General features: G+C 55.1%; 16 protein-coding genes, 2 tRNA genes, 3 rRNA genes and 1 pseudogene. 6 read left to right on the forward strand and 16 right to left on the reverse strand.

The window, feature by feature from the left end; genetic code table 11:
• Position 1 precedes the first annotated feature (1 nt).
• Positions 2–198 (reverse strand): annotated as a pseudogene (gene bcsR, locus RY075_RS22070) (cellulose biosynthesis protein BcsR); the annotation flags it as partial.
• 174 nt (positions 199–372) lie between these two features.
• Between bcsR and bcsE the strand changes: the two are divergent.
• Genes bcsE through bcsG form a run of 3 tightly spaced genes read left to right on the forward strand, consistent with a single transcriptional unit; the run spans position 373 to position 3,798 of the window.
• Positions 373–1,935 (forward strand): cellulose biosynthesis c-di-GMP-binding protein BcsE, encoded by a 1,563-nt coding sequence (gene bcsE, locus RY075_RS22075; protein ID WP_003861173.1) that lies wholly within the window; start codon positions 373–375, stop codon positions 1,933–1,935.
• Positions 1,932–2,126, forward strand: a complete 195-nt coding sequence (gene bcsF / locus RY075_RS22080; protein WP_003861172.1) for a cellulose biosynthesis protein BcsF — start codon at positions 1,932–1,934, stop codon at positions 2,124–2,126. Before bcsE ends, bcsF begins: the two co-directional genes overlap by 4 nt.
• Positions 2,119–3,798 carry a cellulose biosynthesis protein BcsG gene (gene bcsG / locus RY075_RS22085; RefSeq protein ID WP_058662934.1) on the forward strand — a complete coding sequence of 560 codons (1,680 nt, stop codon included), beginning with the start codon at positions 2,119–2,121 and terminating at the stop codon, positions 3,796–3,798. Before bcsF ends, bcsG begins: the two co-directional genes overlap by 8 nt.
• Before the next feature lie 35 nt (positions 3,799–3,833).
• Here bcsG and birA read toward each other — a convergent pair whose 3' ends face one another.
• From birA to pepQ, 11 genes are all read right to left on the reverse strand, one after another.
• Positions 3,834–4,796 (reverse strand): bifunctional biotin--[acetyl-CoA-carboxylase] ligase/biotin operon repressor BirA, encoded by a 963-nt coding sequence (birA, locus tag RY075_RS22090; protein ID WP_003861169.1) that lies wholly within the window; start codon positions 4,794–4,796, stop codon positions 3,834–3,836.
• A complete protein-coding gene (gene murB / locus RY075_RS22095; protein ID WP_302378230.1) occupies positions 4,793–5,821 on the reverse strand; it encodes a UDP-N-acetylmuramate dehydrogenase in 1,029 nt (342 codons plus the stop codon). The genes birA and murB overlap by 4 nt, the downstream gene beginning before the upstream one ends.
• 134 nt (positions 5,822–5,955) lie before the next feature.
• Positions 5,956–6,071, reverse strand: a 5S ribosomal RNA gene (rrf, locus tag RY075_RS22100).
• Between the two features lie 70 nt (positions 6,072–6,141).
• Positions 6,142–9,047, reverse strand: a 23S ribosomal RNA gene (locus tag RY075_RS22105).
• Positions 9,048–9,217: 170 nt separating this feature from the next.
• Positions 9,218–9,293 (reverse strand) — tRNA-Ala (locus RY075_RS22110).
• 105 nt (positions 9,294–9,398) lie between these two features.
• Positions 9,399–9,475, reverse strand: a tRNA-Ile gene (locus tag RY075_RS22115).
• Between the two features lie 70 nt (positions 9,476–9,545).
• Positions 9,546–11,087 (reverse strand): 16S ribosomal RNA (locus RY075_RS22120).
• Together the 16S, 23S and 5S rRNA genes with 2 tRNA genes alongside form the textbook arrangement of a ribosomal RNA operon.
• Positions 11,088–11,445: 358 nt before the next feature.
• Positions 11,446–11,988, reverse strand: a complete 543-nt coding sequence (hemG, locus tag RY075_RS22125) for a menaquinone-dependent protoporphyrinogen IX dehydrogenase (protein WP_003860122.1) — start codon at positions 11,986–11,988, stop codon at positions 11,446–11,448.
• A gap of 10 nt (positions 11,989–11,998) precedes the next feature.
• Positions 11,999–13,450 (reverse strand): Trk system potassium transporter TrkH, encoded by a 1,452-nt coding sequence (trkH, locus tag RY075_RS22130; protein ID WP_022649737.1) that lies wholly within the window; start codon positions 13,448–13,450, stop codon positions 11,999–12,001.
• A gap of 41 nt (positions 13,451–13,491) precedes the next feature.
• On the reverse strand, positions 13,492–14,106 hold the full coding sequence (locus tag RY075_RS22135) for an IMPACT family protein (RefSeq protein ID WP_023323863.1): 615 nt from the start codon (positions 14,104–14,106) through the stop codon (positions 13,492–13,494).
• A complete protein-coding gene (pepQ, locus tag RY075_RS22140) occupies positions 14,106–15,437 on the reverse strand; it encodes a Xaa-Pro dipeptidase (RefSeq protein ID WP_003860124.1) in 1,332 nt (443 codons plus the stop codon). The genes RY075_RS22135 and pepQ overlap by 1 nt, the downstream gene beginning before the upstream one ends.
• Before the next feature lie 190 nt (positions 15,438–15,627).
• On the opposite strand from pepQ, the gene fadB reads away from it, so the two are divergent.
• Both fadB and fadA read left to right on the forward strand, forming a co-directional pair.
• On the forward strand, positions 15,628–17,817 hold the full coding sequence (gene fadB, locus RY075_RS22145) for a fatty acid oxidation complex subunit alpha FadB (RefSeq protein WP_023315008.1): 2,190 nt from the start codon (positions 15,628–15,630) through the stop codon (positions 17,815–17,817).
• 9 nt (positions 17,818–17,826) lie between these two features.
• Positions 17,827–18,990, forward strand: coding sequence for an acetyl-CoA C-acyltransferase FadA (fadA, locus tag RY075_RS22150; protein ID WP_000416981.1), 1,164 nt, complete (start codon positions 17,827–17,829; stop codon positions 18,988–18,990).
• Positions 18,991–19,192: 202 nt separating this feature from the next.
• Here fadA and glyS read toward each other — a convergent pair whose 3' ends face one another.
• The 3 genes from glyS to RY075_RS22165 form a co-directional block, all read right to left on the reverse strand.
• Positions 19,193–21,262, reverse strand: a complete 2,070-nt coding sequence (glyS, locus tag RY075_RS22155; protein ID WP_008502753.1) for a glycine--tRNA ligase subunit beta — start codon at positions 21,260–21,262, stop codon at positions 19,193–19,195.
• A gap of 9 nt (positions 21,263–21,271) precedes the next feature.
• Positions 21,272–22,183 (reverse strand): glycine--tRNA ligase subunit alpha, encoded by a 912-nt coding sequence (glyQ, locus tag RY075_RS22160; RefSeq protein WP_003860141.1) that lies wholly within the window; start codon positions 22,181–22,183, stop codon positions 21,272–21,274.
• A gap of 160 nt (positions 22,184–22,343) precedes the next feature.
• Entirely contained in the window at positions 22,344–22,649 is a 306-nt protein-coding gene (locus RY075_RS22165) for a YsaB family lipoprotein (RefSeq protein ID WP_017693801.1), read from the reverse strand.
• Between the two features lie 184 nt (positions 22,650–22,833).
• On the opposite strand from RY075_RS22165, the gene RY075_RS22170 reads away from it, so the two are divergent.
• A complete protein-coding gene (locus RY075_RS22170) occupies positions 22,834–23,829 on the forward strand; it encodes an acyltransferase (RefSeq protein WP_032608574.1) in 996 nt (331 codons plus the stop codon).
• Positions 23,830–23,881: 52 nt separating this feature from the next.
• Here RY075_RS22170 and xylB read toward each other — a convergent pair whose 3' ends face one another.
• The gene (gene xylB / locus RY075_RS22175; protein WP_232967754.1) at positions 23,882–25,336 is read right to left on the reverse strand and encodes a xylulokinase; all 1,455 of its coding nucleotides are present in this window, start codon (positions 25,334–25,336) and stop codon (positions 23,882–23,884) included.
• Positions 25,337–25,339: the final 3 nt, after the last annotated feature.

Raw genomic sequence — 25,339 nt, forward strand, 5'->3', positions numbered from 1 at the left:
ATGGCTTCCTTATTGTTGTTGGGCAAACTCAGCTAATAACGGCCAACGTTTAATAGCCGCCGCCAACTGTTCCCGCTGGGAAATATCGGTGTAATCTATTTCAGGCAAAGAAAAAGCCTGCGTGAGTGCCAAAAAATCGTTCTGGAATGTGTAACCCAGACTTGAGTCGACTGGGGTTGCGGGTTCGTTATTTTGCATTCTTTTTTCATCCCTTTGAGTAAAATCATAAGATTCAGATGCAGCGAGGCGTCCTGCCCACTAAATTTCATTTACATGCTAAATCTGATGTTCTTTAATTTCAATGTTAGGTTTATTTCTACGCTTTCGCTAGTAAACTGAGAGACATAGAAATTCGACGAAAAGAGGGACACCGTGGACTCCATATTTTCTATTGGCATCCAGTCATTATGGGACGAATTGCGCCACATGCCAGTCGGAGGAGTCTGGTGGGTTAATACGGATCGTAATGAAGATGCCATCAGTCTGGTAAACCAGACGATAGCGGCGCAGGGGAAGGATTCCCGCGTGGCCATAATTACGATGGGCGATGAGCCAAAGTCAATCATCAGGCTCGACAGTAACCGTGGACCCCAGACAGTACGATTATTTTCCATGCCTGCGGAGGCTGACAGTCTATACTTTTTACCCCGCGATATTCAGTGTTCTATTGTTCCTGAACACTATTTACTGGTTCTAAAATGCTCTAATAACGGCCTGCAAAATATCCCCTCTGAAAAACTGCTGAAATGGCTGGAAAGAATCAACAGATGGGCAAAAAATCAAAATTGCACCTTATTGGTTGTTAACCCAGGCAGTAATAATGACAAGCTTTTTTCACTTTTAATGAGTGAATACCGTTCTCTCTATGGCCTGGCCAGTATTCGTGTCCAGACCGACAGCCATCTTTACGACGTGGCTTTCTGGTGCAATGAAAAAGGGGTGAGCTCCCGACAACAACTTACCCTCAAACATGTCGGGGATGAGTGGCATCTTGCTCAACAGGAAGAGACGGTAGTTCAGCCACGCAGTGATGAAAAACGCGTTCTGAGCCATATTGCGGTACTGGAAGGTGCGCCTGCACTGTCTGAGCACTGGTCACTGTTCGATACCAATGAAGCCTTATTTGATGAGGCGCGCACCACGCAGGCGGCGACCATTATTTTCTCGTTGATCCAGAATAACCAAATCGAAACGCTGGCAAGGCACATTCACACATTACGTCGCCAGCGCGGCAGCGCGTTAAAAATTGTGGTGCGTGAAAATAATACCAGCCTGCGCGCCACCGATGAGCGCTTATTACTGGGCTGCGGCGCGAATATGGTCATCCCGTGGAATGCTCCCCTGTCGCGCTGTCTGACGCTGATCGAAAGCATCCAGGGCCAGCAGTTTAATCGACATGTTCCGGAAGATATCAGCACCCTGCTTTCAATGACGCAGCCGATGAAACTGCGCGGCTACCAGAAATGGGACACCTTCTGCGATGCGGTGGGCAACATGATGAGCAATACGCTGTTACCGGCAGACGGAAAAGGGGTGATGGTTGCCCTGCGCCCCGTGCCGGGTATTCGCGTTGAGCAGGCGCTTACTCTGTGCCGCCCTAACCGTATCGGGGATATCATGACCATTGGCGATAACCGCCTGGTGCTGTTCCTCTCCTTCTGCCGGGTGAACGATCTGGATACGGCGCTTAACCATATCTTCCCGCTTCCTACCGGGGATATCTTCTCGAACCGCATGGTCTGGTTTGAAGATAATTTGATCAGCGCTGAGCTTGTCCAGATGCGTGCCCTGGCTCCTGAAAAGTGGGCGAAACCGTTGCCTGTGACAAGCGGTGCCAAACCGGTTCTGAACGCGAAACATGACGGGCATGTCTGGCGTCGGGTACCTGAGCCGCTACGCTTACTGGATGAGAACAAGGAGAGCGCGCCATTATGAATATCAGCGATATCATCCAACTGGTTGTTCTGTGCGCGCTGATTTTTTTGCCGCTTGGCTACTATGCACGCCATTCCCTGCGCCGTATTCGCGATACGGTCAGATTACTGTTCGTCAAACCTCGCTATATTAAACCCGCCGGAACACTGAGTCGCGCTCCGAACGTCAAGGCAAACCGAAAACATGACTAATTCTACCTATACCTCTTCGGCGCCATCGCCACTCTGGCAATACTGGCGCGGCCTGTCCGGCTGGAATTTCTACTTTCTGGTGAAGTTTGGTCTGCTGTGGGCAGGCTATCTTAATTTCCACCCTCTGCTTAACCTGGTGTTTATGGCATTCCTGCTGATGCCAATCCCGAACCTCAGGCTGCACCGTATACGTCACTGGGTCGCTATCCCCATCGGTTTCGCCCTGTTCTGGCATGATACCTGGCTGCCCGGCCCTGAAAGCATCATGAGCCAGGGCTCCCAGGTCGCAGGTTTCAGTGCGGACTATATGCTCGATCTGGTTGAGCGCTTTATTAACTGGCAGATGATTGGCGCGGTATTTGTCCTGCTGGTCGCCTGGCTGTTCCTGTCTCAGTGGATCCGGGTGACGGTGTTTGTCGTCGCGATTATGATCTGGCTTAACGTCCTGACGCTGACGGGCCCGAGCTTCTCGCTGTGGTCAGCCGGTCAGCCGACGACAACCGTGACCACCACGGGCGGTTCCGCCGCCGCGACCGTCGCGACAGCAGGGGATACGCCTGTGGTTGGGGATATTCCAGCGCAGACTGCACCGCCGACATCCACGAACCTGAACGCGTGGCTCTCCAGTTTTTACGCTGCGGAAGATAAGCGTCAGACGAAATTCCCGGACGCGCTGCCTGCCGATGCTCAGCCGTTTGAGCTGCTGGTCATTAACATCTGTTCTCTGTCCTGGGCTGACGTTGACGCGGCTGGTTTGATGTCGCACCCGCTGTGGTCGCATTTCGATATTCAGTTCAAGGACTTCAACTCGGCCACGTCGTACAGCGGCCCGGCGGCTATCCGCCTGCTGCGCGCCAGCTGCGGACAGCCTTCGCATAAGAACCTCTACCAGCCGGCAGCTAACCAGTGTTATCTGTTTGATAACCTGGCAAAACTGGGCTTTACCCAGCACCTGATGATGGGTCATAACGGTCAGTTCGGTAACTTCCTGAAAGAAGTACGTGAACAGGGTGGCATGCAGGCCCCGCTGATGGACCAGAAAGGGCTGCCGGTTACGTTGCTGGGCTTTGATGGCTCGCCGGTGTATGACGATACCGCCGTGCTTCAGCGCTGGTTAGATACCGTCGGCAAAGAGGAAGGGACACGTAGTGCGACGTTCTATAACACGCTGCCGCTGCACGACGGGAACCATTATCCCGGCGTGAGTAAAACGGCCGATTATAAGGCCCGTGCGCAGAAGTTCTTTGACGAGCTGAACGCGTTCTTCAACGAGCTGGAAAAATCAGGCCGCAAAGTGATGGTGGTGGTAGTACCGGAACATGGGGGAGCGCTGAAAGGCGACAGGATGCAGGTGTCTGGTCTGCGCGATATCCCAAGCCCGTCCATCACTAACGTTCCGGCCGGGATTAAGTTCTTTGGCATGAAGGCGCCGCATCAGGGAGCGCCAGTTGAGATCACCCAGCCAAGCAGCTATCTGGCTATCTCGGAACTGGTCGCTCGCGCAGTAGACGGTAAGCTGTTTGTGGAAGATAGCGTGAACTGGGATCAGCTCACCAGCGGGCTGCCGCAGACGGCGGAGGTATCGGAAAACGCCAATGCGGTGGTGATCCAGTATCAGAATAAGCCTTATGTCCGACTGAATGCCGGGGATTGGGTGCCGTATCCGCAGTGATGAGCTGCTACACCCTCTCCCCTGTGGGGAGAGGGTTACTCTGCACTTCGTAACGAAATTTCACCGCCCACCCAGGGCTTAATCACACCATCCTGTTCAAGAAGCAACGCACCCTGCGCGTCAATGCCGCGTGATGTGCCGTAAATCTCTTTATCCCCAATCAGCAGCTTCACCGGTCGGTTAATAAAGTTATCCAGCTTTTCCCAGCGGGACAGGAATGGCGCTAACCCCTCCTGTTCAAAGAGCGTCAGCGAACTACGCAACTCATTGATCATGCGGACGGCAAGCGTATTGCGATCGATGGTGATCCCCGCTTCCTGTAGGTTGGTCCAGGCCTGGTTCACGACATCGTTCTGCACGTTTCGCATCACCATGTTCAGCCCCGCTCCAATAACGATCTGTGCGGCATCGCCTGTTTTTCCCGTCAGTTCGACCAGGATCCCCGCCAGCTTCCGATCGTTGAGATACAGATCGTTGGGCCATTTTACCCGCACCTGATCGGCACCCAGATCGTGCAGCACCTCTGCCATCACAATGCCGATGACCAGGCTCAGCCCGATGGCCGCAGCTGGCCCCTGTTCAAGCCTCCAGTACATGGAAAGGTAGAGGTTGGCGCCAAATGGTGAGAACCACTTACGCCCCCGGCGGCCACGTCCTGCCTGTTGGTACTCGGCAACGCAGGCATCACCGGATTTCAGCTCGCTCAGGCGATCCAGCAGATACTGGTTCGTCGAATCAATGACCGGCAATACCGCGACGTTACCGTGCCCAATCTGGCTGCGGATGATCTCTTCATTCAGTAACTGGATCGGTTCCGGCAGGCTGTAGCCTTTTCCCGGCACCGTAAACACATCCACGCCCCAGTCGCGGAGCGTTTGAATATGTTTATTGATGGCAGCGCGGCTCATGCCCAGCTGTTCGCCCAGCTGCTCGCCAGAATGAAACTCGCCATCAGCAAGGATACCGATGAGAGTTAACGGAATAGTATTGTCCTTCACGCAATGGTCTCCACGGCATTCACTTCGCCCGTTCGGCCAATAAAGCGAACTTCAGGCTCCAGCCAGACGTTGAATTTTTCGCCCACGCGCTGACGAACATGGTGCGCCAGGTTGACGACATCCTCACTTGTCGCGTTGGACTGGTTGATCAGTACCAGCGCCTGCTGACGATGAACAGCAGCGCCACCAAGAGTAGTACCTTTTAATTCACACTGATCGATAAGCCAGCCTGCGGCCAGCTTCACGCTGCCATCCGCCTGAGGATAATGCGGGGCCGTTGGCCAGCCAGCGAGAAATGCTTTTGCATTTTCGCTGCTGATCACCGGGTTTTTGAAGAAACTGCCCGCATTTCCGTTGACTTTCGGGTCCGGGAGCTTGGTCATGCGCATGTGGCATACGGAATCAAATACCTCACGCGGTGTGACGGTAGCCGGGTCAAGACGGGTCAGATCGCCGTAAGTCAGAACGGGTTTCCAGGCTTTCGCCAGGCGCAGACCAACGGCCACAATGACGAAACGATCCTGATAATCGTGCTTGAAAATGCTGTCGCGATAACCAAAGCGGCACTGCTCTGCGGTCAGGCGCTTCGCCGTTCCGGTCGCGAGTTCGATGCAATCGACATATTCGCAGACGTGTTTCAGTTCGATGCCGTAGGCACCGATGTTTTGAATAGGAGATGATCCTGCACAGCCCGGGATCAGGGCCAGGTTTTCCAGTCCGGGCATCCCTTTTTCAAGGTTATATTGCACCAGATGGTGCCAGTTCTCGCCAGCACCCACGTGTAAATGCCAGCTGTCAGCGCTCTCTTTACACTCAATCCCCATGATGCGATTGACGATTACCGTCCCCGCAAAATCATCGAGAAACAGGACATTACTTCCTTCGCCCAGAATAAGTACGGGTTCACCGTTTCCTGTTGCGTTTTGCCATGCATTCAGCAACTGCTGAGCACTTTCGGCACGTACAATTTGATTAGCATTCCGTTGAATACCAAAGGTATTCCAGGGCTTAAGGGAGTGATTCATAGACGCTATCCTGATGCAAAAACCGGGATAGTTTACCGTATATATGGGGGGATAGGTGATTTGTTTATGGAAAGGAAGCAGGTGTAGAAACGCAAAAAGGCCATCCTTGCGGATGGCCTCTTCACTTGTTTGATGCCTGGCAGTTCCCTACTCTCACATGGGGAGACCCCACACTACCATCGGCGCTACGGCGTTTCACTTCTGAGTTCGGCATGGGGTCAGGTGGGACCACCGCGCTAAAGCCGCCAGGCAAATTCTGTTTAATCTGTATCAGGCTGAAAATCGTGTCTGTCTCTTCGCCAAAACACCTTCGGCGTTGTAAGGTTAAGCCTCACGGTTCATTAGTATCGGTTAGCTCAACGCATCGCTGCGCTTACACACCCGACCTATCAACGTCGTCGTCTTCAACGTTCCTTCAGGAGACTTAAAGTCTCAGGGAGAACTCATCTCGGGGCAAGTTTCGTGCTTAGATGCTTTCAGCACTTATCTCTTCCGCATTTAGCTACCGGGCAGTGCCATTGGCATGACAACCCGAACACCAGTGATGCGTCCACTCCGGTCCTCTCGTACTAGGAGCAGCCCCCCTCAATTCTCCAGCGCCCACGGCAGATAGGGACCGAACTGTCTCACGACGTTCTAAACCCAGCTCGCGTACCACTTTAAATGGCGAACAGCCATACCCTTGGGACCTACTTCAGCCCCAGGATGTGATGAGCCGACATCGAGGTGCCAAACACCGCCGTCGATATGAACTCTTGGGCGGTATCAGCCTGTTATCCCCGGAGTACCTTTTATCCGTTGAGCGATGGCCCTTCCATTCAGAACCACCGGATCACTATGACCTGCTTTCGCACCTGCTCGCGCCGTCACGCTCGCAGTCAAGCTGGCTTATGCCATTGCACTAACCTCCTGATGTCCGACCAGGATTAGCCAACCTTCGTGCTCCTCCGTTACTCTTTGGGAGGAGACCGCCCCAGTCAAACTACCCACCAGACACTGTCCGCAACCCGGATCACGGGTCTACGTTAGAACACCAGCCATTAAAGGGTGGTATTTCAAGGATGGCTCCACGCAGACTGGCGTCCACGCTTCAAAGCCTCCCACCTATCCTACACATCAAGGACCAGTGTTCAGTGTCAAGCTATAGTAAAGGTTCACGGGGTCTTTCCGTCTTGCCGCGGGTACACTGCATCTTCACAGCGAGTTCAATTTCACTGAGTCTCGGGTGGAGACAGCCTGGCCATCATTACGCCATTCGTGCAGGTCGGAACTTACCCGACAAGGAATTTCGCTACCTTAGGACCGTTATAGTTACGGCCGCCGTTTACCGGGGCTTCGATCAAGAGCTTCGCGTTGCCGCTGACCCCATCAATTAACCTTCCGGCACCGGGCAGGCGTCACACCGTATACGTCCACTTTCGTGTTTGCACAGTGCTGTGTTTTTAATAAACAGTTGCAGCCAGCTGGTATCTTCGACTGATTTCAGCTCCGTCCGCAGGGACTTCACCTACATATCAGCGTGCCTTCTCCCGAAGTTACGGCACCATTTTGCCTAGTTCCTTCACCCGAGTTCTCTCAAGCGCCTTGGTATTCTCTACCTGACCACCTGTGTCGGTTTGGGGTACGATTTCGTGTTACCTGATGCTTAGAGGCTTTTCCTGGAAGCAGGGCATTTATCACTTCAGCACCGTAGTGCCTCGTCATCACACCTCAGCGTTAACAAGGTACCGGATTTACCTGGAACCTCCGCCTACATGCTTAAACCGGGACAACCGTCGCCCGGCTGACATAGCCTTCTCCGTCCCCCCTTCGCAGTAACACCAAGTACAGGAATATTAACCTGTTTCCCATCGACTACGCCTTTCGGCCTCGCCTTAGGGGTCGACTCACCCTGCCCCGATTAACGTTGGACAGGAACCCTTGGTCTTCCGGCGAGCGGGCTTTTCACCCGCTTTATCGTTACTTATGTCAGCATTCGCACTTCTGATACCTCCAGCATGCCTCACAGCACACCTTCAACGGCTTACAGAACGCTCCCCTACCCAACAACGCATAAGCGTCGCTGCCGCAGCTTCGGTGCATGGTTTAGCCCCGTTACATCTTCCGCGCAGGCCGACTCGACCAGTGAGCTATTACGCTTTCTTTAAATGATGGCTGCTTCTAAGCCAACATCCTGGCTGTCTGTGCCTTCCCACATCGTTTCCCACTTAACCATGACTTTGGGACCTTAGCTGGCGGTCTGGGTTGTTTCCCTCTTCACGACGGACGTTAGCACCCGCCGTGTGTCTCCCGTGATAACATTCTTCGGTATTCGTAGTTTGCATCGGGTTGGTAAGCCGGGATGGCCCCCTAGCCGAAACAGTGCTCTACCCCCGAAGATGAGTTCACGAGGCGCTACCTAAATAGCTTTCGGGGAGAACCAGCTATCTCCCGGTTTGATTGGCCTTTCACCCCCAGCCACAGGTCATCCGCTAATTTTTCAACATTAGTCGGTTCGGTCCTCCAGTTAGTGTTACCCAACCTTCAACCTGCCCATGGCTAGATCACCGGGTTTCGGGTCTATACCCTGCAACTTAACGCCCAGTTAAGACTCGGTTTCCCTTCGGCTCCCCTATACGGTTAACCTTGCTACAGAATATAAGTCGCTGACCCATTATACAAAAGGTACGCAGTCACCCCATAAAGAGGCTCCCACTGCTTGTACGTACACGGTTTCAGGTTCTTTTTCACTCCCCTCGCCGGGGTTCTTTTCGCCTTTCCCTCACGGTACTGGTTCACTATCGGTCAGTCAGGAGTATTTAGCCTTGGAGGATGGTCCCCCCATATTCAGACAGGATACCACGTGTCCCGCCCTACTCTTCGAGTTCACAGCATGTGCATTTTCGTGTACGGGACTATCACCCTGTACCGTCGGACTTTCCAGACCGTTCCACTAACACACAAGCTGATTCAGACTCCGGGCTGCTCCCCGTTCGCTCGCCGCTACTGGGGGAATCTCGGTTGATTTCTTTTCCTCGGGGTACTTAGATGTTTCAGTTCCCCCGGTTCGCCTCGTTAACCTATGTATTCAGTTAACGATAGTGCAACGAATTGCACTGGGTTTCCCCATTCGGACATCGCCGGGTCAAGGGTTCATATCACCTCGCCGGCGCTTTTCGCAGATTAGCACGTCCTTCATCGCCTCTGACTGCCAGGGCATCCACCGTGTACGCTTAGTCGCTTAACCTCACAACCCGAAGATGTTTCACTTCTGATTGCGAAAATTTGAGAGACTCGAACACACATGAGCTGTGTGTCGTTTCAATTTTCAGCTTGATCCAGATTTTTAAAGAGCAAAACTTCGCAGTGCACCTTTTCAGGTTCACTCTGAAGTTTTCTTGTGTTCGCAGTAAAAGATGGTGGAGCTATGCGGGATCGAACCGCAGACCTCCTGCGTGCAAGGCAGGCGCTCTCCCAGCTGAGCTATAGCCCCATCGTAGTCACCTCTGTACCGGTAATTTTTGTTGAGGCAAGGCGTGGTGACACGAAGCATACTCAGGTATGTGAGTGTCGCCGCAACGCAGCATCAGCAAAAATTTGGTAGGCCTGAGTGGACTTGAACCACCGACCTCACCCTTATCAGGGGTGCGCTCTAACCACCTGAGCTACAAGCCTGTAGAGGTTTTTTACTGCTGTTTTTCATCAGACAATCTGTGTGGACACTACAAAGGCAGGTTCTTTAAGGTAAGGAGGTGATCCAACCGCAGGTTCCCCTACGGTTACCTTGTTACGACTTCACCCCAGTCATGAATCACAAAGTGGTAAGCGCCCTCCCGAAGGTTAAGCTACCTACTTCTTTTGCAACCCACTCCCATGGTGTGACGGGCGGTGTGTACAAGGCCCGGGAACGTATTCACCGTGGCATTCTGATCCACGATTACTAGCGATTCCGACTTCATGGAGTCGAGTTGCAGACTCCAATCCGGACTACGACGCACTTTATGAGGTCCGCTTGCTCTCGCGAGGTCGCTTCTCTTTGTATGCGCCATTGTAGCACGTGTGTAGCCCTACTCGTAAGGGCCATGATGACTTGACGTCATCCCCACCTTCCTCCAGTTTATCACTGGCAGTCTCCTTTGAGTTCCCGGCCGGACCGCTGGCAACAAAGGATAAGGGTTGCGCTCGTTGCGGGACTTAACCCAACATTTCACAACACGAGCTGACGACAGCCATGCAGCACCTGTCTCAGAGTTCCCGAAGGCACCAAAGCATCTCTGCTAAGTTCTCTGGATGTCAAGAGTAGGTAAGGTTCTTCGCGTTGCATCGAATTAAACCACATGCTCCACCGCTTGTGCGGGCCCCCGTCAATTCATTTGAGTTTTAACCTTGCGGCCGTACTCCCCAGGCGGTCGACTTAACGCGTTAGCTCCGGAAGCCACGCCTCAAGGGCACAACCTCCAAGTCGACATCGTTTACGGCGTGGACTACCAGGGTATCTAATCCTGTTTGCTCCCCACGCTTTCGCACCTGAGCGTCAGTCTTTGTCCAGGGGGCCGCCTTCGCCACCGGTATTCCTCCAGATCTCTACGCATTTCACCGCTACACCTGGAATTCTACCCCCCTCTACAAGACTCTAGCCTGCCAGTTTCGAATGCAGTTCCCAGGTTGAGCCCGGGGATTTCACATCCGACTTGACAGACCGCCTGCGTGCGCTTTACGCCCAGTAATTCCGATTAACGCTTGCACCCTCCGTATTACCGCGGCTGCTGGCACGGAGTTAGCCGGTGCTTCTTCTGCGGGTAACGTCAATCGACAAGGTTATTAACCTTATCGCCTTCCTCCCCGCTGAAAGTACTTTACAACCCGAAGGCCTTCTTCATACACGCGGCATGGCTGCATCAGGCTTGCGCCCATTGTGCAATATTCCCCACTGCTGCCTCCCGTAGGAGTCTGGACCGTGTCTCAGTTCCAGTGTGGCTGGTCATCCTCTCAGACCAGCTAGGGATCGTCGCCTAGGTGAGCCGTTACCCCACCTACTAGCTAATCCCATCTGGGCACATCCGATGGCAAGAGGCCCGAAGGTCCCCCTCTTTGGTCTTGCGACGTTATGCGGTATTAGCTACCGTTTCCAGTAGTTATCCCCCTCCATCAGGCAGTTTCCCAGACATTACTCACCCGTCCGCCACTCGTCAGCGAAGCAGCAAGCTGCTTCCTGTTACCGTTCGACTTGCATGTGTTAGGCCTGCCGCCAGCGTTCAATCTGAGCCATGATCAAACTCTTCAATTTAAAAGTTTGATGCTCAATGAATTAAACTTCGTAATGAATTACGTGTTCACTCGTTGAGACTTGGTATTCATTTTTCGTCCGAGGACGTTAAGAATCCATGTCACTTTGAGTGCCCACACAGATTGTCTGATAAATTGTTAAAGAGCAGTGCCGCTTCGTTTTCGCTGCGGCGCGGGGTGTGCATATTACGCTTTCCCGCTTCAGAGTCAAGCGTTTATTTTGCTTTTCTCTGCTGACCCGGCGGCTTGCGTGCCGTTGTTCCGTGTCAGTGGAGGCGCATTATAGGGAGTTCTTCTGAAGTGACAAGCACTAAATACAAAAAACTTTTCGTTCGCTCATTTTTCAAACTCAACGCTTATTAAACCCGCGCATCGTCCGTTAAATGCGCAATTTCACGGGCAAAACTGGCGACCTGAGCCCAGTCGGTATAAACCACTTCTTTACGCGTATCCGTTTCCCCGCCCGTCATTTTCATGATCAGGCGGATCATAAAGCGGTCGTACCAGCGGTAACGCGGGTAACGCAGCGCGCCAGCAAAGACAGAACAGATATCGGGCTGCCATGGCGAACTCAGCAAAAACTTACGCGTATAGCTGTTAGTCTGCGGCGTACGCTTCTCTGCTTTACGGGCAACCAGGTTGACCGAGTAAAACGCGCCAGGCAGCTGAGCGAGTTCCGCCGTATGCTTTTTCACAAAGCGATCCAGCGCCGGATGGAAATGGCCGTAACGAATTGAAGCGCCAATGACCACGCGGTCGTAATCCTGCCAGGCAATCTGCTCTGTGCGATTCAGGTTCACCACATCAGAATAAATGCCCAGCTCTTTGAGTTCAGAAGCCAGATATGAAGCAATCTCACGCGTTTGTCCGTCACGCGTTGAGAAAAGAATTAACGTTTTCACCAATGTCTCCTTACTCACGCCAGAATGTTGGGGTAAACAGCACCAGCAGCGTAAAGACCTCAAGACGCCCAAACAGCATATTGGCGATTAAGATCCACTTCGCCACCGGGTTCATACTGGCGAAGTTATCCGCCACGACGCCCAGCCCCGGCCCCAGGTTGTTTAACGTTGCCACCACAGAGGCGAAGGCAGAGAAATCATCCACGCCCGTGGCGATAATCGCCAGCATACTGACAATAAAGACCAGTGCATAAGCGGAGAAGAATCCCCACACCGCTTCGAGGATGCGTTCCGGCAGCGCGCGGTTCCCCAGCTTAATACTGTAAACCGCATTCGGGTGGACCAGACGTTTCAGCTCACGGTTCCCCTGCTTGAACAGCAGCAGAATACGGATCACCTTCAGACCGCCGCCCGTTGACCCGGCACAGCCGCCGATAAACGCAGAGCACAACAGCAGCACCGGCAGGAACAGCGGCCAACGCGCAATACTGTCCGTGGTGAAACCGGCGGTTGTTGCCATCGATACCACCTGGAAGAAGGCCTGGTTCAGGGTCGTGACCGCCGAGTTATAGACATCGTGGAACCACAGTACCAAGGTACAGATGATCACCAGAGTCAGCTGGACGCCAATAAACATCCGGAATTCCGGGTCGCGCCAGTACACCTTCAGGCTCCGTCCGCTAAGCAACGAGAAGTGTAGACCGTAGTTACAGCCTGAGATCAGCAAAAAGATGGCAATGATGGTATTGATTGTCGGGCTGTCGAAGTAGCCGACGCTGGCATCGTGGGTGGAGAACCCGCCGATAGCAATAGTCGCAAAGCTGTGCCCGATGGCATCAAACGCAGGCATCCCGGCAAACCACAGCGCCAGCGCGCAGGCCACCGTCAGCAGGACATAGATAAGCCACAGGGTTTTCGCCGTCTCCGCAATACGCGGGCGCATTTTGTTATCTTTCAGCGGGCCGGGCATCTCCGCCCGGTAAAGCTGCATCCCCCCGACGCCCAGAATCGGCAGGATAGCCACCGCCAGGACAATGATCCCCATACCGCCGAACCACTGAAGCATCTGCCGGTAAAAGAGAATCGCATGCGGGAGCGAATCCAGCCCCACAAGCGTGGTGGCCCCGGTGGTCGTTAATCCGGAGAACGATTCAAAAAACGCATCCGTGACGGTGAGATTCGGTTGTTCGGAGAAGATAAACGGCAGCGCACCCACGCTTCCCAGTACCGTCCAGAACAGGACCACAATCAGAAACCCCTCCCGGGATTTCAGTTCACCTTTCTCACGGCGGTTTGGCCACCACAGCAGGGAGCCAATCGTCAGCGCGACAAAAAAGGTTTGCGTAAATGCACGCCCCGCGCCGTCCCGGTAGATGAGCGCCACCAGTCCGGGAATGATCATTGTCCCGGAGAAAAGTATGACCAGCAATCCAACGATTCGGGTAATGGCACGAAAATGCATCTCTGCCGCTTCCTTAGGTATTCAAAATTGTGAGGTGGGGATTATTCTTCAATCGGCAGTAATTGCAATGAACCGCGACTAAAATCAGCGAGTTTTGCTGAAAAAGCAGCCAGTTCCGCCTGAGGAAGCGCCACGCGTAATTGCACCATTGCCTGATAATCACTCTGTGCGATGACACCGTTAAACTGTTTAAGCAGTGCTTCGATACCCGATAGCTGGGCGTAATCGCATAACAAAGTATATTCCGTAAGTGGCGTTTTGCGGGTTGTTATCAGAAGATTAAGCGCCTGCTGGACACCACCTCCGTAGGCTTTGACCAGCCCTCCGGTGCCTAACAAAATGCCCCCGTAGTAGCGGACCACGACGGCGGTGATTTCACCCACGCCGCTGCCCATCAACTGGGAGAGCATCGGTTTTCCGGCCGTACCCGCCGGTTCACCGTCGTCAGAAAACCCGAGCTGCTGTGAGTCGTCTGGCGGCCCTGCGACCCACGCCACACAGTGATGGCGGGCATCCGGGTGCTGCGCGCGGACGGACTCGACGAACGCCTTCGCCGCCTCCACGCCGTCGGTATGCGCCAACAGCGTGATAAAGCGGCTTTTTTTGATTTCCTCAACAAAGGTGACCGGCTCGGCCGGTATCAGCCAGCTTTCCATCAGGCCAGCTTCAAATCTCGCGTCATGTTCTCAATGCTGTTCTCGTGAATAACCACGTTATCCTCGATACGAATGCCGCCATAAGGCTTCAGCGCTTCAATTTTCTCCCAGTTGAAGTGCTTGCTGAATTGCCCTTCGCGCCACGGCGCCAGCAGGGATTCAATAAAGTAGATGCCCGGCTCGATGGTCAATACCATACGCGGCGCCAGAACGCGGGTGCAGCGCAGATAAGGATATTTAGACGGTGCCGCCAGGTGCGTGCCGGTATCATCCTGCATAAAGCCCGCGACGTCATGAACCTGCAAACCCAGCGGGTGGCCGATACCATGCGGCATAAATGGCCCGGTCAAATCGTTCTCAACCATCGCCTCTTCGCTCATGTCTTTGATAATCTGATGCTTACGCAGCAGTTTAGCGATGCGCTGATGGAACTGGATGTGATAATCCACGTAGCTGGTTCCGGCCTTCATGGTGCCAATCAGCGCCAGCTGTTCGTCGTTCACGTCTTTAATCAATTGCGCAAAATCGGTATCCGCATTCGCCGCCCAGGTACGGGTCAGGTCTGCCGCATAACCATTGTACTCAGCCCCCGCGTCCAGCAGGAAGCTACGCATCTCAGCCGGAACCTGATGGTCCAGTTTGGTGTAGTGCAGAACCGAGGCATGTTCATTCAGCGCCACGATGTTGCTGTACGGCACGTCGGTATCGCGGTGGCCGGTCGCCGTCAGGTAAGCCTGATTGATATCGAACTCGCTCATACCGGACTGGAACGCTTCGTGCGCCGCACGGTGGCCATTCACCGCCGTTTTTTGCGCTTCACGCATGCAGTAAAGTTCGTAGTCGGTCTTGTAGGCGCGATAGTAGTGCAGATAATCCAGCACGCCTTTCGGGTTGAGTTTATCTGCCGGAATATCCAGACCCAGCGCGCGCTCAGGAACCGGACCAATGTAGCCGATGTTGCCGCGCGCCGCTGGCAGCTGGCTGCCTATGCCGTCTGCTTTTGGCAGCGCAATCACGTCAATTTCTTCGGTCCAGAATGAGGTCGGCAGCGGCTCCACGTTGTGCCAGTAATCGACCGGCAGGTAGAACCACAGTTTCGGCTTGTTCACGCCATCCACCAGCAGCCAGCAATTTGGAACCTGCGTGACAGGCACCCAGGCTTTAAACTGCGGGTTAACCTTGAAGGGATAAGCATGGTCATCAAGAAAAGTATTCATCAGCTCGCCGGAGTGGATCAGCAGGGCATCCAGCTTGAAGCGGGCCAGTACATCGCGGGTACGTTCCTGTAGGGTAACGATATGATTTTTATAAAGCGAAGCCAGTGAGTCCATCATTCTTCCTTTCGTTTTTTTGACCTCAAGTCATCGCATCTTAGCACACCTCACTCCGGCTGCGTGATTTCCACCGACCGTGATCAGCGCAGCAATTCCTTAATGACTAATTTGCATTTTATTAACATAAATTCCACACTCCGTTTCATCTGGTATGACCAGATCCAATTGCTGGATTCAGGAGACCGACATGCTCTACAAAGGCGACACCCTGTACGTAGACTGGCTGGAAGATGGCATTGCCGAACTGGTGTTCGATGCCCCCGGCTCAGTGAATAAGCTTGATACCGCGACGGTGGCCAGTCTTGGCCAGGCGCTGGATGTACTTGAAAAGCAATCAGATTTAAAAGGGCTGCTGCTGCGCTCCAACAAAGCGGCCTTTATCGTTGGCGCGGATATCACCGAATTCCTGTCGCTGTTCCTGGTGCCCGAAGAACAGCTGAGCCAGTGGCTGCACTTCGCGAACAGCGTCTTTAATCGTCTGGAAGATCTGCCTGTCCCGACCCTTTCTGCCGTCAACGGTTACGCGCTGGGCGGCGGCTGCGAATGCGTGTTAGCCACTGATTACCGTCTGGCGACCCCGGACCTGCGTATCGGCCTGCCGGAAACCAAGCTGGGCATCATGCCGGGCTTTGGCGGCTCCGTCCGTATGCCGCGCATGCTGGGCGCCGACAGCGCGCTGGAGATCATTGCCGCGGGTAAAGACGTCGGCGCAGAACAGGCGCAGAAAATTGGCCTGGTCGACGGCGTTGTAAAACCTGAGAAGCTTGTTGAAGGCGCACTCGCCATTCTGCGTCAGGCCATTAACGGCGACCTCGACTGGAAAGCCAAACGTCAGCCGAAGCTGGAGCCGTTAAAGCTCAGCAAGATTGAAGCCACCATGAGCTTCACTATCGCCAAAGGCATGGTGATGCAGACGGCGGGTAAACACTACCCGGCGCCGATCACGGCGGTGAAAACCATTGAAGCGGCAGCCCGTCTGGGCCGTGATGACGCCCTGAAGCTGGAAAACCAGAGCTTTGTCCCGCTGGCGCACACCAACGAAGCCCGCGCGCTGGTTGGTATCTTCCTTAACGATCAGTTTGTGAAGGGCAAAGCCAAACAACTCACCAAAAACGTTGAAACGCCAAAACACGCGGCGGTACTCGGCGCGGGCATTATGGGGGGCGGCATCGCCTACCAGTCTGCCTGGAAAGGCGTGCCGGTGGTGATGAAGGACATCAACGAGAAATCCCTGACGCTGGGCATGACCGAAGCGGCCAAGCTGCTGAATAAACAGCTTGAGCGCGGCAAAATTGATGGTCTGAAGCTTGCAGGCGTGATCTCCACCATCCAGCCAGTGCTGGAATACAGCGGTTTCGACCGTGTGGACGTGGTGGTTGAAGCGGTCGTCGAGAACCCGAAAGTGAAAAAAGCGGTGCTGGCCGAAACCGAAGACAAGGTGCGTCCGGAAACCGTGCTGGCCTCTAACACCTCCACCATTCCTATCAGCGAACTGGCGAGCGTGCTGAAGCGTCCGGAAAACTTCTGCGGGATGCACTTCTTTAACCCGGTGCACCGCATGCCGCTGGTCGAAGTGATCCGTGGGGAGAAAACCTCCGACGAAACCATCGCCAAAGTGGTGGCGTGGGCGAGCAAGATGGGCAAAACGCCGATCGTCGTTAACGACTGCCCGGGCTTCTTCGTTAACCGCGTGTTGTTCCCTTACTTCGCCGGCTTCAGCCAGCTGCTGCGCGACGGCGCAGACTTCCGCAAAATCGATAAAGTGATGGAAAAACAGTTCGGCTGGCCGATGGGCCCGGCGTATCTGCTGGACGTTGTCGGCATCGATACTGCCCATCACGCGCAGGCGGTGATGGCGGCGGGCTTCCCGCAGCGCATGCAGAAAGACTATCGCGACGCCATTGACGCCCTGTTCGACGCCAACCGCTTTGGTCAGAAAAACGGTCTGGGCTTCTGGCGCTATAAAGAAGACAGCAAAGGCAAACCGAAAAAAGAAGAAGATGCGGCGGTGGATGGCCTGCTGGCCGACGTCAGTCAGCCGAAACGCGACTTCACTGACGACGAGATCATCGCCCGGATGATGATCCCGATGATCAACGAAGTGGTGCGCTGCCTCGAAGAAGGCATTATCGCCAGCCCGGCAGAAGCGGATATGGCGCTGGTGTACGGCCTCGGCTTCCCTCCGTTCCACGGCGGCGCGTTCCGCTGGCTGGATACGCTCGGCAGCGCTCGCTATCTCGATATGGCTCAGCAGTACCAGCACCTCGGCCCGCTTTATGAGGTGCCGGAAGGTCTGCGTAACAAAGCGCGTCATAACGAACCCTACTACCCAGCAGTTGAGCCAGCCCGTCCGGTTGGCGCGCTGAAAACGGCTTAAGGAGTCACAATGGAAAAGGTTGTCATTGTTGATGCGATTCGCACCCCGATGGGCCGTTCAAAAGGCGGTGCGTTCCGTAACGTGCGCGCGGAAGACCTCTCCGCGCACCTGATGCGTAGCCTGCTGGCGCGTAACCCGGCGCTGGACCCTGCTGCGCTGGACGATATCTACTGGGGCTGCGTCCAGCAGACGCTGGAGCAGGGCTTCAACATTGCCCGTAACGCGTCTCTGCTGGCGGAGATCCCGCATTCGGTTCCGGCGGTCACCGTCAACCGTCTTTGCGGTTCGTCGATGCAGGCGCTGCACGACGCGGCGCGGATGATCATGACCGGCGATGCGCAGGCCTGTCTGGTGGGCGGCGTGGAGCACATGGGCCACGTGCCAATGAGCCACGGGGTCGATTTCCATCCAGGTATGAGCCGCAACGTGGCGAAAGCCGCCGGTATGATGGGCCTAACCGCCGAGATGCTCTCCCGTCTGCACGGCATCAGCCGTGAGATGCAGGATGCCTTTGCCGCTCGCTCGCATGCCCGCGCCTGGGCCGCCACGCAGTCTGGTGCCTTTAAGAATGAGATCATCCCGACCGGCGGTCACGACGCAGACGGCGTACTGAAGCAGTTCAGCTATGACGAAGTCATCCGCCCGGAAACCACCGTTGAAGCGCTTTCCACCCTGCGTCCGGCGTTTGATCCGGTCACCGGTACGGTAACGGCGGGCACCTCGTCTGCCCTGTCCGACGGTGCCGCCGCGATGCTGGTGATGAGCGAAAGCCGCGCCCGCGAATTAGGCCTGACGCCACGCGCCCGCGTGCGTTCGATGGCGGTCGTGGGCTGCGATCCATCCATCATGGGCTACGGTCCGGTTCCGGCGTCAAAACTGGCGCTGAAAAAAGCGGGGCTGAGCGCAAGTGATATCGACCTCTTTGAGATGAACGAAGCGTTCGCCGCGCAGATCCTGCCGTGCATTAAGGATCTGGGGCTGATGGATCAGATCGACGAGAAGATTAACCTCAACGGCGGCGCGATCGCCCTCGGACACCCGCTGGGCTGTTCCGGGGCGCGTATCAGTACCACGCTGATTAACCTGATGGAACGCAAAGATGCCCAGTTTGGTCTGGCAACGATGTGTATCGGGTTGGGTCAGGGGATCGCGACAGTGTTTGAGAGGGTGTAAATTAATTGAGAGAGTGTAAATAAGGAAAAGTATCTCAAAGCCAATGACGTCAGAACAAGGCGGCAAGCGAGCGAATCCCGATGAGCTTACATTAGTAAGTGATTCGGGTGAACGAGCGCAGCCAACGCAGTTATGGCGCCATTGGCGAAGAGAGACAGTTTAGTTGCCGTTCTTCCCGCCTGTCAGGGGCGGGTTTTTTACGTTATTGCAGCAGCGAAATATCCGCCACGCGCAGGAACAGCTCACGCAGTTTCTCAAGCATAGAGAGACGGTTAATACGCAGCTCTTTATCTTCTACGTTTACCATCACTTTCTCGAAGAAGGCGTCGATGACGTCACGCAGCTCGGCCAGCTCCACCAGCGCTTCCTGGTAGCGACCTTCCGCGAAGACCGGCTCGAGCTTGTCACGCAGCACCACAACCTGCATCGCCAGGGCGATCTCTTCCGGCTCTTTCAGCGTCGCGGCGTTCACACGCTCGTTCAGCGTCTCGTCGGACTTCGCCAGGATGTTGGAGACACGCTTGTTGGCCGCCGCCAGAGCAGATGCCGCTTCCAGCGTACGGAAGTGGGAAACCGCCTTCATACGCGCATCGAAATCAGCCGGACGGGTCGGACGACGCGCCAGCACCGCCTGAATGGTGTCGACGGTGTAACCTTCATCCTGATACCAGGCGCGGAAACGACCGAGCATAAAGTCGATCACGTCATCCACAACGTTGGCGTTGGTCAGCTTGTCGCCGTACAGACGCACCGCTTCTTCGGTCAGGGTCTGCAGATCCAGGTTCAGGTTCTTCTCAACGATGATACGCAGCACGCCGAGCGCAGCACGACGCAGCGCAAACGGGTCTTTGTCGCCTTTCGGATGCTGGCCGATACCGAAGATACCCGCCAGGGTGTCCATCTTATCGGCAATCGCTACGGCGCAGGCCACCGGGTTGGACGGCAGTTCGTCACCCGCAAAGCGCGGCTGATACTGCTCGTTCAGGGCAACCGCCACGTCTTCCGCTTCGCCATCGTGACGCGCGTAGTGCATACCCATCACGCCCTGGGTGTCGGTAAATTCGAACACCATGTTGGTCATCAGGTCACACTTGGAGAGCAGGCCTGCGCGGGTCGCGTGGTTAACGTCGGCACCGATTTCACGAGCGATCCAGCCGGACAGCTCCGCAATACGGTCGGTCTTGTCGCGCAGCGTACCCAGCTGCTGCTGGAACAGTACGGTCTGCAGGCGTGGAAGATGATCTTCCAGACGCTTTTTACGGTCGGTGTTGAAGAAGAACTCGGCATCCGCCAGACGTGGGCGCACGACCTTCTCGTTACCGGAGATAATCTGGCTCGGATCTTTCGATTCGATGTTCGCCACGAAAATGAAGTTTGGCAGCAGCTTGCCGTCGTTGGCATAGACCGGGAAGTACTTCTGGTCACCCTTCATGGTGTACACCAGCGCTTCAGCCGGAACGGCCAGGAATTTCTCTTCGAACTTCGCGGTCAGCACAACCGGCCATTCCACCAGCGAGGTCACTTCTTCCAGCAGGCTGTCGCTCAGATCGGCTTTACCGCCAATCTTACGCGCCGCGTCTTCCGCGTCCGCTTTGATTTTGGCTTTACGCTGTTCATAGTCAGCAATGACCTTGCCGCGCTCCAGCAGGATTTGCGGATACTGGTCGGCATTGTCGATGGTGAACTCAGGCTCGCCCATAAAGCGGTGGCCGCGAATCACGCGATCGGACGCCACGCCCAAAATGGTCGCCGGAATAACGGTGTCGCCCAGCAGCAGGGTCACGGTGTGAACCGGACGCACGAAGTGCACGTCGGACGCGCCCCAGCGCATCAGCTTAGGAATGGGCAGCTTCGCCAGAGACGTGGCAATCATGTCCGGCAGCAGCGCTTCCGCGCTTTCGCCTTTCACATGGGCACGATACAGCAGCCACTCACCTTTATCGGTGGTCAGACGCTCGGCCTGATCGACGGTGATGCCGCAGCCGCGCGCCCAGCCTTCCGCCGCTTTGCTCGGCTTGCCTTCCGCGTCAAACGCCTGAGCAATGGCCGGGCCACGTTTTTCCACTTCACGATCCGGCTGGGACGCCGCCAGGTTTGCCACTTTCAGCGCCAGACGACGCGGAGCAGCAAACCACTCAATTTTACCGTGCGCCAGGCCAGCGTTATCCAGCTCAGCAGTGACGTTCGCAGCAAAAGATTCAGCCAGGCTGCGCAGGGCTTTTGGTGGCAGCTCTTCAGTGCCGATTTCCACCAGGAAAGTTTTCTCAGACATGGCCGCCTCTTATTTGTTTCGGTTGCACATCGGGAAGCCAAGGGCTTCACGGGACGCGTAGTAAGCTTCTGCAACGGCTTTGGTCAGGGTACGAATACGCAGAATGTAGCGCTGACGTTCAGTCACGGAGATCGCTTTGCGGGCATCCAGCAGGTTGAAGCTGTGGGCAGCCTTCAGAATACGCTCGTAGGCAGGCAGCGGCAGCGGAGTCTCCAGCGCCAGCAGCTGCTGGGCTTCTTTCTCGTACTGCTCGAAGCAGGTGAACAGGAAGTCCACGTCCGCGTATTCGAAGTTATAGGTGGATTGCTCCACTTCGTTCTGATGGAACACGTCGCCGTAGGTGGTTTTACCCAGCGGGCCGTCGCTCCAGACCAGGTCGTAAACGCTGTCTACGCCCTGAATGTACATGGCCAGACGTTCCAGACCATAGGTGATTTCGCCGGTAATCGGTTTACATTCCAGACCACCAACCTGCTGGAAGTAAGTGAACTGGGTCACTTCCATGCCGTTCAGCCACACTTCCCAACCCAGACCCCAGGCACCCAGCGTTGGGTTTTCCCAGTTATCTTCCACGAAACGAATGTCGTGAATGGTTGGATCCATACCCAGCTCTTTCAGTGACCCGAGGTACAGTTCCTGAATGTTGTCGGGTGATGGCTTAATCACCACCTGGAACTGATAGTAGTGCTGCAAACGGTTCGGGTTTTCGCCATAACGGCCATCGGTCGGACGACGGGATGGCTGCACATAGGCGGTCGCCATTGGCTCTGGCCCTAACGCGCGCAGGCTGGTCATCGGGTGTGAGGTGCCTGCGCCAACTTCCATGTCCAAAGGTTGAACAATGGTGCAGCCCTGACGAGCCCAGTAATCCTGTAAGGTCAGGATCAGGCCCTGGAAGGTCTTGGTATCAAACTTTTGCATAGTATTTCGTGCTGGATACGTGTGGTTTTAAATGGAAGGGATCAGTATACCCGCTGGCTGCAAGATATACAGTACGAAACGGGGTTGTTTAGGGAAAATTGGGGAATAAGCCCTACAGCCAGAACCTGCGAAGGCTCTGGTTGCTGCTTATCCGAGCAATTTAGCGCATTGAGAGATGTAAAAACTGGCCGTCTGCATCAAAAGAGCAGACAAAGCCCTCTTTACGCGCCGTATAGCCTTTCAGTTCATAGCTGCCCTGAAAGCGCTCGAAGCCGTTTATATGAATTTTCTGTGCTTCAGAATTATAGCGGTGAGCCGCCTGATCCCTGCACAGCTGTTCCATATTCAGGGAACGCTCCGGGCTCATTTTCCCCTGCTGCGCTTTTTGGACAGGTATCTCCTCAGAAGCACTGCATCCTGTTAATAAGAGCAGCAGAAAGAGTGACACCCCACGCTTCATCATCATTTTTATTACCGCCCTGGTCAGTGGCTGTTATTTTTAGTAGCAACACGTTTATAGATTAAAGTCCGTCATTCTGCGAATCTCGCCAGCTCCCTACAAGTTAGCCTGGCTAAACTCAGAATTTTCCAAGGGAAAAGTTTTACGCAATCGCAGTCACACTTTCTTTATCAGGAATACAGAGGAACTGATGCAGTCAAAAATTAACTGGATTGATAACCTGCGGGGAATAGCCTGTCTGATGGTGGTGATGATCCACACAACGACCTGGTATGTCACGAACGCGCACAGTATCAGCCCTGTTAACTGGGATGTCGCCAATGTTCTGAACTCGGCGTCCCGCGTGAGCGTCCCGCTGTTCTTTATGATTTCCGGTTTTCTCTTTTTTGGCGAGCGTAGCGCACAGCCGAGACATTTCATCCGTATTGTCTCCTGTCTGCTGTTTTACAGCGCGATTTCGCTGCTCTATATCGTCCTGTTCACTTCAATTAACGCTGAACGTTCCCTGCTCAACTTGTTGCAAAAACCGGTGTTCTATCATCTATGGTTTTTCTTCGCGATAATCGTTATTTATCTTGTTTCACCGTTAATTCAGGTAAAAAACGTCAACGGTAAAATGCTGCTGGCGCTGATGGTGGTCATCGGGATCGTGGCCAACCCGAATACCGTCTCACAGAAAATTGATGGCTTTGAATGGCTGCCCGTTAACCTCTATATCACCGGGGATACGTTTTATTACGTGCTGTACGGCATGCTGGGGCGCGCCATTGGCATGATGGAGACGCAAAAGCGAGGAATAAACTGGCTATGCGCGGCCGCGTTTCTCGTCGGTGTGTTTATTATCTCTCGCGGGACGCTGCATGAGCTGCAATGGCGCGGCAACTTTGCCGATACCTGGTATCTGTACTGCGGCCCGATGGTCTTTATCTGCGCGATCTCTCTGCTGACGCTGGTTAAAAACACCCTGAATGCCCGCCCGCTTCCGGTGCTGGGGTTTATCTCTCGCCACTCGCTGGGCATTTACGGTTTTCACGCGCTGGTGATCCACGCCCTGCGCACCCGTGGCGTTGAGCTTAAAAGCTGGCCGGTGCTGGATATTGTCTGGATATTTACCGTTACGCTGGTTGTCAGCCTGCTGCTGTCAATGTTGCTGCAAAGAATCGATACGCGCCGGTTTGTGAGCTAACCCGGTTGAAGGCTGGCAGGCCGGGTAAGCGTTAGCGCCACCCGGCTCCTGTTTATGACATTAGCGGTAAAAGCTGCTGATAGATTTTGCGGAAAACGTCTCGTCTTTCAGCGTAGCGAGCATGATTTTTCGCATCAGGACGATGCTGCTGTTCAAGCGGCAGCTGGGGCAAAAGCTGGGGCAGTGGTTTATCCCGGTTCAGCGCAATTTGCGCCAGCCGTGCCGCACCGAGCGCCGGGCCGACATCGCCTCCCGTACGATAGTCCAGCTGCAACCCGCTGATATCGGAAAGCATTTGCCGCCAGTAGCTGCTTCGCGCACCGCCGCCAATTAACGTAATGCTGGATGGCGTCAGTCCACAGTCATGCACGACATCCATTCCGTCCGCCAGAGCATAGCCAACGCCTTCAAGCACCGCGCGCGCCAGCTCTGCCGGGCCGTGCTGATGGGTAAGACCGAAGAACACCCCTTTCGCTTCCGGGTTGTTATGAGGCGTCCGCTCGCCGGAAAGGTACGGTAAAAACCAGACCGCACCGGCATTATCATCCGCCTGCTGTGCCGCTGCGATAAGCGCCGGGACGTCCGCCATTCCGGTTAGTTTTGCCGCCCAGTCGAGGCAGGAAGCCGCGCTCAGCATCACCGACATTAAATGCCATTTACCCGGCAACGCGTGGCAGAAGCTGTGTACGGCGCTTCCAGGATTGCTACGATACCCGTCACTGACGGCAAAATAGACGCCGGAAGTGCCGAGCGAGAGCATGGCCTGTCCTGCCTCGACCATCCCCACGCCGACCGCCCCCGCCGCATTATCGCCGCCGCCGGCGACGACAGGTACGGCTGGTATATTCCAGCGTTCAGCAACAGAAGGCTGCAAAGCGCCCGTGATTTCGCTGCCTTCAAACAGCGCAGGCATATGATCGCGCGTCAGCTGGCAGGCATCCAGCATCGCCTCGCTCCAGTCCCGTTTCGCCACGTCGAGCCACATCGTGCCCGCGGCGTCAGACATGTCGCTGGCAAAATCCCCCGTCATGCGAAAACGCAGGTAGTCTTTCGGCAACAGAACCTTCGCCACCTGGCGAAAAATATCAGGCTCATGGCGCTGCACCCACAGGAGTTTTGGCGCGGTAAAACCGGGCATCATCAGGTTGCCCGTAATCTCGCGGGACGCAGGCACACGTTCCTCAAGGATCGCGCACTCTTCCGCACAGCGGCCATCGTTCCAGAGAATAGCCGGGCGCAGAACGCGATGCTGGCTATCCAGCAACGTTGCGCCATGCATTTGTCCGGCGATGCCCAGCGCTTTAACGTCGCGCAGGCTGTGCTGCTCGCCTAAGGCTGTCATCGCGCGGTCCGTCGCCTGCCACCACTGCTCCGGATCTTGTTCCGACCAAAGCGGATGCGGGCGTGAAACCTGCAACTTTTCAGTCTGCGTGGCTAACACATCGCCCTGCTCGCTTAACAGGATGGCTTTCACCCCCGACGTGCCAAGATCGATCCCGATATACATGTG

This window comes from Enterobacter sp. JJBC, from assembly GCF_036936505.1.
GTDB classification, from domain to species: domain Bacteria; phylum Pseudomonadota; class Gammaproteobacteria; order Enterobacterales; family Enterobacteriaceae; genus Enterobacter; species Enterobacter hormaechei_C.